18 protein-coding genes and 1 tRNA gene are annotated in these 15,729 nt (G+C 66.5%); 6 read left to right on the top strand and 13 right to left on the bottom strand.

Annotation, left to right across the window (positions count from 1 at the left end; genetic code table 11):
• Window positions 1-66 precede the first annotated feature (66 nt).
• The 3 genes from HUT07_RS01315 to HUT07_RS01305 all read right to left on the bottom strand — a co-directional run bounded on the left by HUT07_RS01315 (window position 67) and on the right by HUT07_RS01305 (window position 2,887).
• A complete protein-coding gene (locus HUT07_RS01315; RefSeq protein WP_176019388.1) occupies window positions 67-999 on the bottom strand; it encodes an MBL fold metallo-hydrolase in 933 nt (310 codons plus the stop codon).
• Between the two features lie 159 nt (window positions 1,000-1,158).
• Window positions 1,159-1,455, bottom strand: coding sequence for a hypothetical protein (locus HUT07_RS01310; protein WP_176019387.1), 297 nt, complete (start codon window positions 1,453-1,455; stop codon window positions 1,159-1,161).
• Window positions 1,456-1,591: 136 nt separating this feature from the next.
• Window positions 1,592-2,887 (bottom strand): tryptophan--tRNA ligase, encoded by a 1,296-nt coding sequence (locus HUT07_RS01305; protein ID WP_176019386.1) that lies wholly within the window; start codon window positions 2,885-2,887, stop codon window positions 1,592-1,594.
• Window positions 2,888-2,995: 108 nt separating this feature from the next.
• Between HUT07_RS01305 and HUT07_RS01300 the strand changes: the two genes are divergently transcribed.
• Window positions 2,996-3,808: a hypothetical protein gene (locus tag HUT07_RS01300; RefSeq protein ID WP_176019385.1), complete on the top strand. Its 813-nt coding sequence runs from the start codon at window positions 2,996-2,998 to the stop codon at window positions 3,806-3,808.
• 79 nt (window positions 3,809-3,887) lie between these two features.
• Here HUT07_RS01300 and HUT07_RS01295 read toward each other — a convergent pair whose 3' ends face one another.
• The 3 genes from HUT07_RS01295 to rocF form a co-directional block, all read right to left on the bottom strand.
• Window positions 3,888-4,109 (bottom strand): CsbD family protein, encoded by a 222-nt coding sequence (locus tag HUT07_RS01295; RefSeq protein ID WP_176019384.1) that lies wholly within the window; start codon window positions 4,107-4,109, stop codon window positions 3,888-3,890.
• Between the two features lie 211 nt (window positions 4,110-4,320).
• Window positions 4,321-4,458 carry an entericidin A/B family lipoprotein gene (locus HUT07_RS01290; RefSeq protein WP_019661832.1) on the bottom strand — a complete coding sequence of 46 codons (138 nt, stop codon included), beginning with the start codon at window positions 4,456-4,458 and terminating at the stop codon, window positions 4,321-4,323.
• 167 nt (window positions 4,459-4,625) lie between these two features.
• Window positions 4,626-5,546 carry an arginase gene (rocF, locus tag HUT07_RS01285; protein WP_176019383.1) on the bottom strand — a complete coding sequence of 307 codons (921 nt, stop codon included), beginning with the start codon at window positions 5,544-5,546 and terminating at the stop codon, window positions 4,626-4,628.
• Between the two features lie 131 nt (window positions 5,547-5,677).
• Here rocF and HUT07_RS01280 point away from each other — a divergent pair, with 131 nt between their 5' ends.
• Window positions 5,678-6,025 carry a hypothetical protein gene (locus HUT07_RS01280; RefSeq protein ID WP_176019382.1) on the top strand — a complete coding sequence of 116 codons (348 nt, stop codon included), beginning with the start codon at window positions 5,678-5,680 and terminating at the stop codon, window positions 6,023-6,025.
• Between the two features lie 31 nt (window positions 6,026-6,056).
• On the opposite strand, the gene HUT07_RS01275 is transcribed toward HUT07_RS01280, so the two are convergent.
• Window positions 6,057-6,827, bottom strand: coding sequence for a DUF3011 domain-containing protein (locus tag HUT07_RS01275; RefSeq protein WP_176019381.1), 771 nt, complete (start codon window positions 6,825-6,827; stop codon window positions 6,057-6,059).
• A gap of 164 nt (window positions 6,828-6,991) precedes the next feature.
• Here HUT07_RS01275 and HUT07_RS01270 point away from each other — a divergent pair, with 164 nt between their 5' ends.
• Both HUT07_RS01270 and HUT07_RS01265 read left to right on the top strand, forming a co-directional pair.
• Window positions 6,992-7,927, top strand: a complete 936-nt coding sequence (locus tag HUT07_RS01270; RefSeq protein WP_176019380.1) for a hypothetical protein — start codon at window positions 6,992-6,994, stop codon at window positions 7,925-7,927.
• A 499-nt stretch (window positions 7,928-8,426) separates the two neighbouring features.
• Window positions 8,427-8,831 (top strand): hypothetical protein, encoded by a 405-nt coding sequence (locus HUT07_RS01265; RefSeq protein WP_176019379.1) that lies wholly within the window; start codon window positions 8,427-8,429, stop codon window positions 8,829-8,831.
• Between the two features lie 29 nt (window positions 8,832-8,860).
• On the opposite strand, the gene HUT07_RS01260 is transcribed toward HUT07_RS01265, so the two are convergent.
• The 5 genes from HUT07_RS01260 to birA form a co-directional block, all read right to left on the bottom strand.
• Window positions 8,861-10,162 (bottom strand): hypothetical protein, encoded by a 1,302-nt coding sequence (locus HUT07_RS01260; RefSeq protein WP_176019378.1) that lies wholly within the window; start codon window positions 10,160-10,162, stop codon window positions 8,861-8,863.
• A 223-nt stretch (window positions 10,163-10,385) separates the two neighbouring features.
• Window positions 10,386-10,461 (bottom strand) — tRNA-Thr (locus tag HUT07_RS01255).
• 41 nt (window positions 10,462-10,502) lie between these two features.
• The gene (locus HUT07_RS01250; RefSeq protein ID WP_176019377.1) at window positions 10,503-11,336 is read right to left on the bottom strand and encodes an SPOR domain-containing protein; all 834 of its coding nucleotides are present in this window, start codon (window positions 11,334-11,336) and stop codon (window positions 10,503-10,505) included.
• Window positions 11,337-11,345: 9 nt separating this feature from the next.
• On the bottom strand, window positions 11,346-12,077 hold the full coding sequence (locus tag HUT07_RS01245) for a type III pantothenate kinase (RefSeq protein WP_176019376.1): 732 nt from the start codon (window positions 12,075-12,077) through the stop codon (window positions 11,346-11,348).
• Complete coding sequence (birA, locus tag HUT07_RS01240) at window positions 12,074-13,039, bottom strand: bifunctional biotin--[acetyl-CoA-carboxylase] ligase/biotin operon repressor BirA (protein WP_176019375.1); 966 nt, start codon at window positions 13,037-13,039, stop codon at window positions 12,074-12,076. Before birA ends, HUT07_RS01245 begins: the two co-directional genes overlap by 4 nt.
• Before the next feature lie 143 nt (window positions 13,040-13,182).
• On the opposite strand from birA, the gene HUT07_RS01235 reads away from it, so the two are divergent.
• Together HUT07_RS01235 and HUT07_RS01230 are read left to right on the top strand one after the other, a co-directional pair.
• The gene (locus HUT07_RS01235) at window positions 13,183-13,455 is read left to right on the top strand and encodes a hypothetical protein (protein ID WP_176019374.1); all 273 of its coding nucleotides are present in this window, start codon (window positions 13,183-13,185) and stop codon (window positions 13,453-13,455) included.
• Window positions 13,422-14,213: a M90 family metallopeptidase gene (locus HUT07_RS01230; protein ID WP_176019373.1), complete on the top strand. Its 792-nt coding sequence runs from the start codon at window positions 13,422-13,424 to the stop codon at window positions 14,211-14,213. The genes HUT07_RS01235 and HUT07_RS01230 overlap by 34 nt, the downstream gene beginning before the upstream one ends.
• Window positions 14,214-14,301: 88 nt before the next feature.
• Here the strand turns inward: HUT07_RS01230 and HUT07_RS01225 are convergent, their stop codons facing one another.
• Window positions 14,302-15,726: a sensor histidine kinase gene (locus tag HUT07_RS01225; RefSeq protein WP_176019372.1), complete on the bottom strand. Its 1,425-nt coding sequence runs from the start codon at window positions 15,724-15,726 to the stop codon at window positions 14,302-14,304.
• Window positions 15,727-15,729: the final 3 nt, after the last annotated feature.

Here is a 15,729-nt window from a genome sequence, read left to right as displayed (position 1 = left end):
GCGCGGGTTGCGCACGGTGTCATTCACGCGTGGCGTGGGTCCAGATCATCCACGCATGGCGAGGATCTACTGACGGATGCGGTCCAGCCAGCAGGCCAGTCCCTGTGCATTGAGTTCGATATCCATCGCCAGCACCTCGGTCACTGCAGCCTGGTCCAGTGTGCAGCCATGCTGCTGTGCACGCTCCAGGTACAGTGCCTGCAGCGCGGCCAGCAGGCAGCGATGACGGTCGGGACGGCCGTCGCACTGGCGGCCGATTGCGGCCATCGCATCGATCTGTTCGAACAGATCCTCGGCCAGCTTTTCGACCTGTTCGACACGACCGAAGTGGGTCAGGTACATCGCCTGCGGCGCGTAGCCGAGCATGCGTTGGATCGACGCCTTCATCGCGTCCGGATCGAACTGCACTGGCGATGAGGTGGGGAAGATGAAAGCGCCCTGCGCACTGTCCAGTTCGCGGTAGGAGATGCCAAAGGTATCGCCGGTGAACCAGCTGCGGCTGCGCGCATCCCACACGCAGTAGTGGTGCAGCGCATGGCCTGGCGTATGCAGCAGCACCAGTTCGCGGCCCGCCAGATCGATGCGTCGACCGTCGTCAGCCACCACCACACGCTGCTCGGGAATCGCTTCGATGCGACCATAGCTGCGGGCGATTTCCTCGGCGCCATAGACGGCGGTGGCACCGGCGATCAGCCGGGTCGGATCGATCATGTGCGGCGCACCGCGTGGGTGCAGCACCGCACGCGCATTTGGCAGCTGCTGCATCAGCAGGCCAGCGCCACCGGCATGATCCAGATGCACGTGGGTCAGCAGCAACCAGTCCACCGCCTCCACGCCCAGCCCGTTGTCGGTCAAGGCCTGCAGCATCGACGGCACTGACAGGCCGGTGCCGCAGTCAACGAATGCGGCACGACCGTTTTCGATGATCAGGTAAGCAGCATCGAAATCAGGCCGTTGGAATCCGGTATCGATGGTGTGGATGCTGGGATCGGCGGTCATCGACGCGCACCTGGCAGGATCGGGAACAGACCCACATGGTAGGCGCGCCGGCATGGCGTGATCGATGCGGCTTTGGTCGGAGGGACGATCCTGTAGAGCCGAGCCCATACTCGGCTGATGTCTGGCAGGAAGGCAGCCGAGCGTGGGCTCGGCTCTACATCAAGGCCGCAGCCAGCGCGGACGCAGCAGCAGGGCCATCACCAACACCGCCAGGAATGCGCCATAGGCATACAGCACCGCCAGCACCTGCGGCCAGATCGGCCCGGCGCCCGGCTGTACCAGACCGATATGGTGGCCCCACAGCATCGCCACGATGCTCAGGGCGAGCGCCAGCGCCAGGGTGGCGCCATCGAACAGGCGCCGCCGCGCGGTACGCGGCTGGCGCGGGAACAGCCAGTACAGGCTGCCCAGCAGAATGAACCAGGGCAGGAACAGCAGCAGCGACAACCAGGCCATTGCAGACTCCATGTCATCGCGCCAGGGGCGCGCGGACATCATGCCATGGGTGGTGGGCTGCCCTGTAGAGCCGAGCCCATGCTCGGCTGGCGGGAAAAACAGCCGAGCGTGGGCTCGGCTCTACAACATCGTACGGTCAGGCCTCTTCGCGCAGCGCGGCCAGAGCGGCCAGCACCGCATCCACCTCGGCTTCCAGCTTGAACAGCTCGCTCTGCAGCTGGTCGCCCTGTTCGGCCTGCTTGATCACAGCGATCAGCTGGCCGGCATCGCGCGGCGAGTCGAAGCCTTCGCTCTGGATCAGCAGCGTGCCGTCACCGGCGGTCAGCTTGAAGTAGAAGCGGCCGTCCTTCTCGCGGTACTGCTTGAACAGCGGCGGTGCCACGCGGGCCACGCCGGCGTCTTCGCTGGCGATGTCGCCGGCATCGGACAGATCACGCAGGCCCACCGCATGGCGCAGCTCTTCCAGCAGCGGTGCCGCCAGCTGCTCACGCAGCTGTTGGCCACGGCGCTTGAGCAGCGCTTCGATCTTTTCCGGCTCGGCCATCAGCGCGTTGTAGCGCTCGCGCAACGGCGACAGTTCGCTGTCGATGCGCTCGAACAGCTGCTGCTTGGCATCGCCCCAGCTGATGCCGTCGGCGAAGGCCTTGGCGAAGGCAGCGGTCTGTTCCGGGGTGGCAAAGGCCTGGTACATCTGGAACAGCGCCGAGCCTTCGGTGTCCTTCGGCTCGCCCGGTGCACGCGAGTCGGTCAGGATCGAGAACACCAGTTTCTTCAGCTCCTCGCGCGGCACGAACAGCGGGATGGTGTTGTGGTAACTCTTGCTCATCTTGCGGCCATCCAGGCCCGCCAGCGTTGCCACCTGCTCGTCGATCACCACGTCCGGCAGCGGGAAATACTCCTTGCCGTACACGTGGTTGAAGCGCTGGGCGAAGTCGCGCGCCATCTCGATGTGCTGGATCTGGTCGCGACCCACCGGTACCTGGTTGGCCTTGAAGATGAGGATATCGGCGGCCATCAGCACCGGGTACATGAACAGGCCGGCGCTGACGCCTGCGTCCTCGTCCACGCCTTCCTCGCGGTTCTTGTCCACCGCCGCCTTGTAGGCATGCGCGCGGTTGAGGATGCCCTTGCTGGCGATGGCGGTCAGGAACCACATCAGCTCGGTGGTCTCGCGGATGTCGCTCTGGCGGTAGAACCACACGTGTTCCGGGTCCAGGCCGCAGGCCAGCCAGCTGGCCGCGATCTCCAGGGTCGCGCGCTGGGTGCGCTGCGGGTCCTGCGACTTGATCAGGCTGTGCAGATCGGCCAGGAAGAAGAAGCTCTCGATGTCCGGCGCACGGCTGGCCGCGATGGCCGGGCGGATGGCGCCAACGTAATTGCCCAGGTGGGGCGTGCCGGAGGGGGTGATGCCGGTAAGGACTCGGGTCGTCATGACTGCGTGCGGAAACCTTCTATGAACGGAGCCAGTTTACCGTGCACTCGGTCAACCCCGTCAGGGCCTTCGGCGCGTTCATTCACCCAACCCCGCTGGAGACGCCCGATGAAACGCCTGCTGCCCCTGCTGCTGATCCTGCCCCTGGCCGGCTTCCGCCCGGCCCCGCTGCCCCCGCCGATGCCGCAGGACGGGCCGGTGCGCGTGGCCCTGGTCGACCGTGACCGCGGCACCGAGCTGCGCAGCTACCCGGCCGACGGCCAGCGCTGGGTGGCCGGTGAGCGCGGCCACCGCTATGCGGTGCGCCTGTACAACGACAGCCCGCGCCGGGTGCTGGTGGTGCTGTCGGTGGACGGGGTCAACGCCATCTCCGGCGAAGATGCCGATCCCTCGCAGACCGGTTACGTGCTAAATCCAGGCCAGCGCGCGGACATCACCGGCTGGCGCAAGACCCAGGACGAAGTGGCCCAGTTCGTCTTCAGCAGCCCCAGCGGCAGCTACGCCAGCCGCACCGGCCGCCCGGACAACGTCGGCGTGGTGGGCGTAGCGGTGTTCGAAGAGGCGCGCCGCTGGTACCCGCGTCCGCAGCCGATCCTGCGCGATCGTGCCGGCCCGGCACCGGCAGCGGCAGCGGCCGAAGCCTCGGCGGCCGCCGACGCCAGCGCCAGCCGCATCGAGGGCTACTCGGCCAAGTCGCAGGCACCTGCGCTGGGCACCGGCCATGGCGCACGCGAGAGTTCATCGGTGCGTGACACCGATTTCGAACGCGCCACCCGCAGTCCGGCACAGGTGCTTCAGCTGCGCTACGACAGCGCCCGCAACCTGCGCGCACGCGGCATCCTGCTCGATTCGCCCTCACGCCTGGACCGTCAGCCGCAGGCCTTCCCCAACCGTTACGTGCCTGATCCGCCGGCACGTTGACCGCCGCACAGCACAACGCCCGCACCTTCCGGCGCGGGCGTTGTCTGTTGGGGGCAGAACGTGGGCGAGCGTCGCCCGGTTACTTGTAGTCCGGATAGTCCTTTCTGACGCTGTCCTGGAAGTCACGGACTTCTTTCTCAGCGCGGTCCTTGGCCCAGCCATAGCGTTCCTGCAGGCGGCCCGCCAGGTATTCGGCATTGCCCTCGGCCACATCGAAATCGTCGTTGGTCAGATCGCCCCACTTCGCCTGGGCCTTGCCCTTGAGCTGGGACCACTTGCCGGAAATGATGTCTTTGTTCATTGCTGAGGCTTCCTTGGAATGCAACGGCGTTGTTACCGTGCATGCAGCTTCCCGCAATGGCTGTTGAAGCACGGTCAACCGACCATGAAAACGCTGCTCACCTGCTTGAATGGTTCACTACGTATCGACATGCCGCTTCCACACCCGGCAATCGTGCATGAAAAAGGCCGGGAAGATCCCGGCCTTTTCCGTTGTGCGCACCACCTCAGGCTCAGTTGCCCTTGGCAGCATCCTCAACCTTCTCACCAGCCTTCTGCACGTCCTTGCCGGCACCGGCAACGGTGTTGCAACCGGCCAGCAGGGCCACCGAGAACATCGACAACAGCATCAGGGCAACTACGCGCTTCATGGGCTTCTCCTTGGGTTTGCCGCTACACCGCTCAATCACGGGGTTCGGTTGTATTGATCGGGGCGGCAGGCTGGTGCGAAGCCAACACTGCCGCGTGAGGTGCAATCTGGCGGCAGGGGCGTGGAGCGCGTGTGAACGGTTCGTCCAACCGTTCAGGCAAGACCTTCTCAGTCGCGCATCAGGGTCGATTTACCGAACAGGCTTTCCACCAGATCCACGGCCAGTTCGGCGGTGCTGTTGTGGTTGTCCAGCAACGGATTGAGTTCGACGATATCCAGCGAACCCATGCGGCCACTGTCGGCGATCATCTCCATCACCAGCTGCGCTTCACGATAGTTCACCCCGCCCGGCACGGTGGTGCCCACGCCCGGGGCGATGCTCGGGTCGAGGAAATCGACATCGAAGCTGACATGCAGATGGGTGTTCTCATCGATGCCGGCCAGCGCCGCTTCCACGGTGCGCTTCATGCCGTTCTCGTCGATGTAGCGCATGTCGTAGACATCGACCTTGTGGGTCTTGATCAGGCGCTTTTCGTCCGGATCCACGGAACGGATGCCGATCTGGTGCATCTGCGAAGGCTTGATGGCCGGCGAGGTACCGCCCAGCTTGGTCAGCGCATCCGGGCCGAGGCCACACAGGCAGGCCACCGGCATGCCGTGGATGTTGCCCGACGGGGTCACATCGCTGGTGTTGAAATCCGAATGCGCATCCAGCCACAGCACGCGCAGGTCCTTGCCCTGCTCGCGGCACCAGCGTGCGACAGCGGTAATCGAACCGATGCCCAGGCAGTGGTCGCCACCGAGCATGATCGGCATGCGCCCGGCCTGCAGCTCGGCGTAGCTGGCTTCCATCAGCGCGTGGTTCCACGCCACCACTTCGTCCAGGTGACGGTAGCCCTGCACCGGCGCGGTCCACGGGTTGCGCGGGCCGTCCAGGTTACCGAGGTCGCGCACGTCCACGCCACGCGCTTCCAGGGCTTCAGGCAGGCCAGCAACGCGCAGAGCTTCCGGCCCCAGCCGGGCGCCGCGATGGCCCGCCCCGATGTCGGTGGGGACGCCGATCAGGGTAACGGCGGGATGATGGGCCATGGGTGCCTCCTGCGAACGAAAAAGAAGCACAGTCTAGCCAGACGCATGTGACACCACTCGCGGCGGTGCAGCAGGGCCATCGCATGGCATGATGCTGCGCGGGACCCGACCGCCCCTCATGGAAGATTGCGATGTCGCCCTTCATCAACACCGCCTGGCCGCGCTTTTTCATCGGGGCGCTGCCCATTGCCGTTTTTGCGATTCTGTTGAGCAGCTCGATGGATGCGTCGCCGAATGGCTGGCTGATGCAGGCGACGCTCCTGCTGGTGCCGTTCTCGACCCTGGTATTCCTCGGGTTTGGTTGGCAGCGTCTGCGCAAGGCACACGCCGAATATCCGATTCTGAAAAGCGAGCTGAACCGTATGCTGACGGCGTTGATCGGCAACGTGAAGCTGGCGGCGCTATGGTTCGGCCTGACCTTCGTCGGCATGCTCGCCCTGACGCTGGCGTGGGTGCTGCTGTATGGATCCTGCGGCTGAAGCCGGACCCAGCCCGCTGCACGCTGAACGCTCATCTCCCGCGGCGGCGAATCGGCGTCACGCTCTGCACCCGGCCGTTGTTATTCATCATGCACAGGAAACGGCCGTCGGGATAATCGATGATCAGTTCCTGGTAGTCGGTTCCGACCGGCACCTGGGTCACCAGCGTGCCCTGTGCGCCTTTGCTTGCGTTGCACGAACCGAGCGCGGTATCGCCGGCTGGCGCGTTGGCTGCGGCCTTTGACACGTTGCGGAACGTCGCACGGCAACCACCGTTGACCCACACCGAATGCCGCGACAGGCCCCAGTTGCTGCCCTGGTCGCAACGGGTACGGCTGAGCTGGCGCACGATCTCCACGTTGCCACGCGTGTCCATGTCACAGGATACCTGGCGCTGGTCGGTGGATTCGCAGGTCACTTCGCTGGGCAGCGACGCATCGCTGTCGTCAGCGTTGCCACGATGTTCGCGATGCCCAGATGATGCCGGCGCGCCAGCGGCGCTGGCCTGGCAGATGCCGTTGGCGCCGTCGCGGCCGGTGTAGCTGATCTGCGGCGCGCCATCGTCGGCGGTGGTGATCGACACCGTCACCCCGCTCTGCGCATCACGCGCTTCGAAGTAGCGATCATTGAAGCGCTTCAATGCCGCTTCGCGCCCCTGCACGTAGACCGGCCCACCCTCGTCGGCGTGGATATCCAGGCCACCCGGGCAGGTGGCGTTGAAGAACGGTACGGCGGCCATGGCCGGGGCGACGAAAGCGGTACACACCAGTGCAGCGGCAAGGGAAACAGCGTGGCGGCGCATGATCGGTTCCCGAAACGGCCCCTAGGGGCAGAGGGCGATAGTATGCAGCGCAGCAACGGGGGCAGGTCGTGAGGAGCATCAGGATTCCCGCAGCTGGATCGCCTCCGGTTCTGCCACGGGCGGGCGCTATCATTCCCACACCCCACGGATGATCGGACCACCGCATGGCCTCGCCCGCCTCTCCCCACACGCAACAGTCATTGCTGGAACTGCAGCAGCGCATCCATGCATTCAGCCTGGAAGAGGCAGACGAGTACGACCTGGATATCGACGACCCCGCCGGGCCGTTGTGGTCGGCACTGCAGACGCGGCTGACCGTGGCCCCGCTGTACGGTGGCCTGCATGTGGAATTTTTCGGCAACCCGTGGGACGCGCCATTCGAATGGACGCTGGCCTGCCTGTCCGAGCCGGCCGTGGCGTCGAGCGTGATGTCGCTGTGTTTCACTGGCGGCGATGAAGGTGCCAACGGCACGCGCGAATGGGAGTTCACTCCCCTGCTGGACAGCCCGGTGCAGTTTCCGCGCCTGCGCTCGCTGGTGATCACGCCCACTGCGCCGGAACACCACAACACCTCGTTGGTCCAGCGCGCGGGCACGATCATGGAAGAAAGCGGAGAGATCGCCCGCTTCGCCCGCCGCGCGCGCTACCTGACCGAACTGGTGGTACCCAATGCGCCCGATGCCAGCTTCTTCGAGGTGCCGCTGCCGCATCTGAACATGCTGCGGATTGGCGGTGGCTGCGACACCCAGCGATTCATCGAGCACCTGGCTGCATCGCGCAACCTGCCTGCACTGGGCCTGCTGGATTTCAGCGAGTCCACCGAACTGCAGTTCAGCTGGGCCGATGTCCGCGAGGCCGACGCGGTGACGTCGTTTGCGGCGTACGAGCGTCTGTTCGCTAGTGACGCTTTCGAACCGGTGCACGGCTTCCGCCTGCGTAACAGCGCGCTGTCGACGGAGCAGTTGCAGGCGCTGCAGGCGATGCGGCCGGGCCTGCAGTTCATGGTCATCCAGGCGGGCATGGGCGGTTACGTCAGCCATTTCGAGAAGAACGTGTTCCCGTGGCGGCATCTGGTGCCGGGCGATAGCGGGCTGCGATAGGGGCGTTGCTTGGCGCTGCGCTGAGGGTGTGCATGGCTCGGTGCAGCGGTTAAGCCAGCTTTGCAGTGCAGGCAGCGCGTGGCCTGCGATGTTGCGATGCAGGCGCTCGCGACAGAGCGCCGTGATCAGGCCTGCGCGTGGTGTCGCTTTTGCCTAGATGGCAGGCAAAACAAGCCAATCGCGATAATTCAATTTTCCTTTCGGGAACAGCGAATTCATCGGAACAATTGATTGGTGCGTCACGACTTCGCGTGCCCAAGATGAATCGCTACCTGCATCGGGTAGCCGGGACTTCCAAGCCCGCGTTGTCAATGTTGTTTACGCTTGTTGGCCGGCGTCGCGCCTGTGTGGGCGGCGCCGGCTGACAATCCGTCGCTGCTGTATGGCGGGCGGTGCGTGGGGGTCTCGTACCCGCCGGCTCATTGACACGGTCTTGGAAGCCACGCATCGTCCGCCACCCTTCGCCGGTGGCACCTCCGTTCCTGTCGAGGATGCCCGCATGTCCAAATCCCGCCACCCGTATCTGGCCGCCACGCTCGGCGACGCTGTCACCCGCCTGCCGCCCGAGCTGGCCCAGCCGCTGGAAGCCGCCTTCGCTGCCGCGAACGAAGTGCCCTCCGCCATCACCCTGCGCAGCTGCCTGCAGCAGATTGCAGCCGGCGATGCGGCCGACGGCCAGCCATGGCATGGCCCGGTCCGCACGCCCGGCGAGGCCGTCGCCAACGCGCGCCGGGATCGCGCCGCCACAGGCCTGGTGTCGCTGCTGGAGCTTTATCACGCGACCGAGCGCGTGCGCGTGGATGGCGAGGAGAAAGACGATATCGGCGACGGCTCGCGCGAAGGACTGCTGCTGGCCTGCCGGGGGCTGGCGGAGTATGTGGCGCTGCAGGTACGCGGCACTTGAGGATGAACGCGTCGCTATCGTCGGCCCCGCTATCGAGGTGGCGCCAGTACGTAATCGCCGGGCCGGGGCCCTGCGGATATCGACCACCCCGGCGCCAACGACAGTGACCAGCCGTGCCCCTGCATCAGTGAACGGACGTCATGTGGCGCTTCGACGATCACCGCCTTCCAGTCGCTGCGCATCACGGCGCCACCGGTCACCTCCAGACGTCCCCACTCATCAGTGAGACGCATCTTGGGATAGACCGTGCCCACGCCTTCCAGTGGTTGAAGATCATTGGGATCGAACTGGATACGCATGCTGCGCAAGTCCAGCCTCAGCACGGGGCCGACCACGAACCGCGCGCGGAGACGATCAAGGTCTGCCAGACGCTGTTGTTCACGGGTGACCTCGGCATCGCGCAGTGCTTTACCACCCCACCGCGCTGCGGCCGCCGGAACGGCATCGGCACCAGCCGGGAGATCGGCCCCCATCGCTTCGCGCAGGTGCGTTCCCAGGTCTCGCGGGTTCTGCGCAAGGCGGTCCCGCCAGCCCGGAGCGGTCTCGTTCAACAGAAGACCATAAGCCGGACCCGTGGCATAGGCGAAGGAGCGTACGAAGCTGCGGTCATCGACGTGCGCACGCAGATCATGCAGGGCGGCCAGAATCCGCGCCTCGGGTGTTGCGCCACCCACCATGACGCCGGTGTACTCGGCCAGCCCCTCATTCAACTCCAATGCGGCCTCTTCCTGCATCGCCGATGGGAATCGCCGGTACCGTTCGGCACGGAAGGCGAGCGCGTCCATGATTGCAGCATCCCGGGTGCTGGGATGGCTGGCCTGCAGTGCCGCCGCGAGCGCCCGCCACTCAAGCTGCAGGGTGTAACGACCTTCGAGAGTGTCCAGGTGCGCATTCTCTGCAGCGGGCGGACTCGTGATCGGCAACGTGGGTTGCACGCGATGGAACATTTCATGGGCCATCAGGATTGCGCGCAGACCGGTATCCTCCGGCAGCGGCCAAAGCAGCTGGGTCCAGCGGGTTCCGGACCATTCCACAGCCGTATTGGCCATGATGGCCCCAGGCGGAAGCTGACCAACGAACAGGCCGCCCTGGGCCTGCAGTGCGCCCGCTGCGTCGGCTTCCGAGGCGACCACGCGCCGCGTGGCGGGATCGACCAGCATCATCGGACCGCACAATGAGGCGCCCCACAGATGCCCTGCATCAGCCTGGCAGAGTGACTGCGCCTGCTGAAACGCCCTACCCGCGCCATCGCTGATGGGTGCCTCCTGCGCAGGCGCGGACCCTGCGGCAGTCAGCAGGAGGGCAAGCAGGGAGAAAGATCGCGCGTCCATGGCGTATCCGTACGTGGCTGGCGTGCCGGCAGTCATAGCATTGGCGGGCGCCAGCCAGCAATGCGGCTGACGTCATGCCACGTCGCAGAGTGGCGGTAACCATGTTTGGAAAAGAGTCGCTGGGTATCCGGGTAGTTTCCCGGCGGACGCAGAAAGGCCAGTGCACCGCGTTGGCCTTTTTCGTTGAAACCCCTGATTTCAAGGTGTTTCGGCGTTTCCGAAGTGGTGCCGCTTATCCGAATCGAACGGATGACCTACTGTTTACAAGACAGTTGCTCTACCAACTGAGCTAAAGCGGCACGGGGTGAAACGCCGACGGCAGCGCCGTGGTTTGGGAATTCTAGCGCAGTCGCGTGCATTCCAGCGACCGTTGCTGCGCGGCACCGCTGCGCTGCTGTGCCTGGGCCGGTTCGGCGGCAGCCGCCAGCTGCCCTTCCAGCCACCATTGGCCCGCGTCACCACTGGCCACCAGACGCGGCTGGAAGCCGGCGGCCTGCACAGCGGCAATGCGCCGCTCGGCACCCTCACGGTTGCGGTACTGGCCAAGCGCAATGGCGTTGGTCTCTTCGCCTTGGCTGATGATGTAGTAGTCGCTGAGGCCAGCGGCGACGATGCGCTTGACCGTGGCCTGCGCGTCATCGCGGCTGGCGGCGGCGGGCAGCAGCACACGGTAACGGGCGCTGCCGCTGGCGGCGGGCTGCTCGCGCAGGCGTACCTGGCTCAGCAGGTTGCCTGCACGGCCCTGCGCAGCGGTGGCGGCGGCACGGTCGGCAAACGGGCCCAGTGCCAGGCAGCGCGGCGGTGCAGCCGGGGCTGCGGGTTTCTCGGCCTCCGGTTCCGGCGCTGGCTTGGCGATGGCGGCGACCGGCTCAGGTGCCTTCAACGGCTCGGTGGGCTTGCTGGGTGCTGGAGGTGTCGCGGCTACCGGTGCGGGCGCAGCAGCCACTGCGGTAGCTGGGGCAGCTTCACGCTCCACCAGCGCTTCAGTGGGTGCCGCTGCCGAGACCTGCGCGGCTACGGCCGCATCGGTCCCGCCGGGCAGCCAGCGCAGTTCGGCCACGCCGGTCGGGGGCGGCGGCAACGGCGCACGCGCAGGTTCATCGCGCAGCAGCCACCAGGTGGCGACACCAAGATTGAGGATCGCCAGCACGACGATCAGGGCACGGGTCAGCATGCGCCGATACTAGCCTGCGGGCTGGTGCACCGCCCAGCGGGCGAGGCCATCCAGCACCAGCGAGGGGTGGTAGTCGGCACCGTCCAGCAGCGGCATCAGCGCGGGTGCACCTCCGCCATGCACCAGCAACGCCGGCATCACGCCCAGCAGCGCCTGCGCCTGGCGGGCACTGCGTTCGACCAATGCAACGGCGGCACCATCGCAGCCCGACGCCAACGCGTCGGCGGTGTCGTTGGCGAATTCGCTGTAGTCACCACCACTGGCCGGCAGCTGCACCGCGCGCGCGTGCAATGCCTCGCGCATGGTGGTCGGCGAGGCGGAAATGCGTCCACCATGATGCTGGCCATCGGCATCAAGCAGGTCGATGGTCAGCGCGGTGCCGACACCGACCACCAGCACCGGCCGCTGCGCCTTGGCGGCAGCCAGCAGGGCCAGGAAACGGTCGACACCGAATTTTTCCGGTTTGGCGTAGGCAATGCGTACGCCTGCACATTGGGCGCTGGTACGCACCACATGCACGTGCTCGAAGCGGCGCTGCAGCTGATCCAGCATGGCGCTGGTCAACGACGGCGCGGCGACACTGGCGACAAACGCGGTGCCCCCACTGGGCAGGCTGTGCGGCGGTTGTCCGGCCATGCCTTCGGCGCCATGCGCCCAGGCCTGTACGTCGCCGGCGCGGTCGCCGTGCAGAGGGGCAAACTTGAAGCGTGAATTGCCCAGATCGAACAACCAGTCGCTCATGCTTTTCTCACACTGACTTCGCCGGCATGCAGCAGGCGCTCGCGGCCATCGATGTCCACGCGCAGCGCGCCGTCATCGGCCAGGCCAAGCGCGGTGCCGTGCTGCCACTGGCCATCCAGCTGCACGCGCACTTCGCGCCCCGCCAGCATGTCGAACGCTGCATAGCGCGGCAGGAACGGCGCCAGCCCTTCGCGATCGAATTCCTCCAGCGCCGGCAGCAGGCGTGTCAGCACTGCGGCCACCACCGTGTTGCGATCCACCGATGCACCGGCCAGCGTGTCCAGGTCCACCCAGGGCTGGGTGATCTGTTCGGCGAAGGCCGGCGGCATGTGCACGTTGATGCCGATACCGATCACTGCACGCGCCGGGCCGGCGTATTCGCCGCCGCCCTCGGCCAGCAGGCCGACCAGCTTGCGACCATCCACCAGCACGTCGTTCGGCCATTTCAGCTGCGCCTGCGCGTAGCCCAGATCATGCAGCGCTTCGGCCACGGCGACGCCGGCGACCAGGCTCAGGCCAGCCAGACGGCCCAGGCCACCCTCGAACAGGCGCAGTACCGACAGATACACGTGCGCGGCCAACGGCGAGGCCCAGGTGCGGCCGCGACGGCCACGGCCACCGGTCTGGCGCTCGGCCAGCAGGACGCTGACACCGCGCTGGGGCGCGCTGCAGCGCAGCAATTCTGCGTTGGTGGAGTCCACCGTCCAGGCCACCTGCAGGTCGTGCAGCAGCGCGGCGGCGTCCTTGGGCAGGCCGGCACGGATGGTCGTGGCCTCCAGCAGGTCGACCGGCCGGGTCAGCCCGTAGCCCTCGCCCGCGCGCCCTTCCACATCGACACCGGCGGCCCTAAGCCCTTGAATACGCTTCCAAATGGCGGCCCGGGTCTGGCCCAGCTCACGGGCCAGGGCGTCGCCGGACAGGCGACCGGCAGCGAGTTTGGCCAGCAGTTGGCGATCGTCCACGGCAGCTTCCACAAAGTCAGGACGGAATTATGCTGGAAAGCCGCCAGCGACGCCCGCCGGGGCCGGTTCCGGCGGGCTTCCAATCTGGGGCCGGGTTCGGGCTAGAATCGAGAGCTCACCTTCCCTTAACGTGGATGTCGTCAATGCGCCGTTATGCCCATTGCCTGATCCTGCTGACGATGCCCTTCGCGGCGTCTGCCACAGCAGCGCTTGATGACAGCCGTGGCGCCTGCGTCTACTCGGCGAGCGATGCGGCCTCGCAGCGCACACCGACCACGGCGCCTGCCGCAGCTGCCGCCAAGCCGGCACCGGTACGCCCGGCCGCTACCAGCAGCGGTGGTGGCGGTGACGACGACGTACTGCAGCGCATCCGTGCGCCGAAGTGGCACAGCTACCTGCCGGGCATGTTCCGCTGATCAAGTCGTTGCTGCAGTGGCTGCGGCCGGCGCCGCGGCCGATCGAAGACGCACACTGGAACGATGCCTGCCGCCGTGCAGCGTGGGTGCGTGGCCTGGACGACGAACGGCGTACACGCCTGCGCGCGCTGACCGCGCGCTTCCTGCATGAGAAGACGATCTCCCCGATTGGCGAGCTGCAACTGCAGCCGGCCGATGGCGTGCTGCTGGCCGCACTGTGCTGCCTGCCACTGCTGGAGTTCGGCGAGGTCGGACTGGAAGGCTGGTCGCAGCTGATCGTCTACCCCGACGCGTTCCGCGTGCATCGCAGCCACATGGATGCCGCTGGCGTTCTGCACGAGTGGGATGACGAGCTGATCGGCGAGTCGTGGGACAGCGGTCCGTTGATTCTTTCATGGGCCGATGTGCAGGCCGACCTGGCTGCGCCGCATGAGGGCTACTGCGTGGCCGTGCATGAGATGGTGCACAAGCTGGATGCGCTGGATGGGGCAATGGACGGCACGCCACCGTTGCCGCGCGCATGGCAACGCGAGTGGGCTGCGGCTTTCCAGAAATCGTACGACGCGTTCTGCGCGCAGGTGGATGCGGGCGAGGAAACGCTGATCGACCCGTACGCGGCGGAAGCACCGGAAGAGTTCTTCGCGGTGGCCAGCGAGTACCACTTCTCTGCGCCGGACCTGCTGGCCGAAGCGCTGCCGGAGGTGGCTGCGCATCTGCGGCGGTTCTATGGCGAGCCGCCGAAGATCGAAATACGGTAGTGCCGGCCGCTGGCCAGCAACCTGGCGATGCCACCGAAGATCATGAGGTTGCCGGCCATCGGCCGGCACTACCCGTTGCAGCGGATTTTTACGGGCCCGGCGGCAGGCGTACTTCGAAGCGGGCGCCGCCCAGTTCACTGGAACGGGACACCATCAGCTCGCCGCGGTAGTCCTTGATCAGGTCCTGCACGATCGACAGGCCGATGCCGTGGCCCTGCACGCGCTCATCGCCGCGCACACCACGCTGCAGCACCTTGCCGATGTCGTCCGGGGCAATGCCCGGGCCATCGTCATCCACCGCCAGCAGCAGGCCGGCGCGGCGCGCGTTCGGCGCCGGCAGCGGCTGCGCGGTCAGCAGCACGCGGCGCTTGGCCCACTTGAACGCGTTCTCCAGCAGGTTGCCCAGCAGTTCCTGCAGATCGCCCGGTTCGCCGTGGAAGCGCGCGGCCGGGTCGATGTCGAATTCGCACAGCACGCCCTTCGATGCATAGACCTTCTCCAGGCCGCGCACGATTTCCTCGGCGTTGGATTCGATCGGCAGCGGTGCAGAGAACAGCTTGTGGCCCGACGAAGCCGCGCGTGCCAGCTGGTAGGACACCAGGTTGTTCATGCGCTGCAGCTGCACGTCCAGCTCTTCGCGCAGGGCGCCATCGCCGGCACCGCTGTCCATCTGCGTGCGCAGCACCGCGATCGGTGTCTTCAGGCTGTGCGCCAGGTCGGCCAGGGTATTGCGCTGGCGCTCGAGGTTCTCACGCTCGCCCTCGATGAAGGCGTTGATGCTGTCGGTCAACGGCTCCAGCTCGCGCGGGTGGCGCTCGCTCATGCGCTCGGTCTCGCCGCGCTGGACCTTGGTCAGCTCGGTGATCACCCGCCGCAACGGACGCAGGCTCCACTGCAGGATGACCGTCTGCAGCAGCAGCAGGATCAGGCCGATGCCGCCCAGGTAGAACCAGACCCGGCTGCGGAACACGCGCAGCTGCGCACCCAGCGCGCGCGAGTCTTCCATCACGTAGATGGTGTAGGGGAATTCGGTGGCCGGGTCGGCGTCGGCATCCCACACCAGGCCAAGGCCATAGCGGTACACCGAGCCCTGGCTGCCATCGATCTGGATCATCGGCAGCGGGCCTTCGAACACTTCCTGGCGCGGGGCCAGCAGGCCACCGCCGACGGTGGGCAGCATCGGGCCTTCGGCGGACATCGAATTGCCCTTGCCGTCAGGCATCACCACCTGCAGGTACAGGCCGCTGCCGGGCACGTCGAAACGCGGATCCGGTGGCTGCTCGCGGATGTACAGCGAACGGTCACGGGTGAAGTCGATGCCGGCCGCGTAGGCGGTGGCATAGTTCTTCAGGCGCTCGCGCAGGTTCGCCTTCGCCGTATCGGCGAAGGCGGCATCAAGCGCGTAACCGGCCAGGGCCAGGAACGCGACCAGACCCACGGACGCGGCGAACATCTGGCGCGCCTGCAGAGAGCGCGGCCGCCAGCGTCGGAAGAACCACAGACGGCCGGACATCGT

Origin of the sequence: Stenotrophomonas sp. NA06056 (genome assembly GCF_013364355.1) — a bacterium.
Taxonomy (GTDB): Bacteria; Pseudomonadota; Gammaproteobacteria; order Xanthomonadales; family Xanthomonadaceae; genus Stenotrophomonas.
This window is presented reverse-complemented; position numbering and strand designations above follow the sequence as displayed.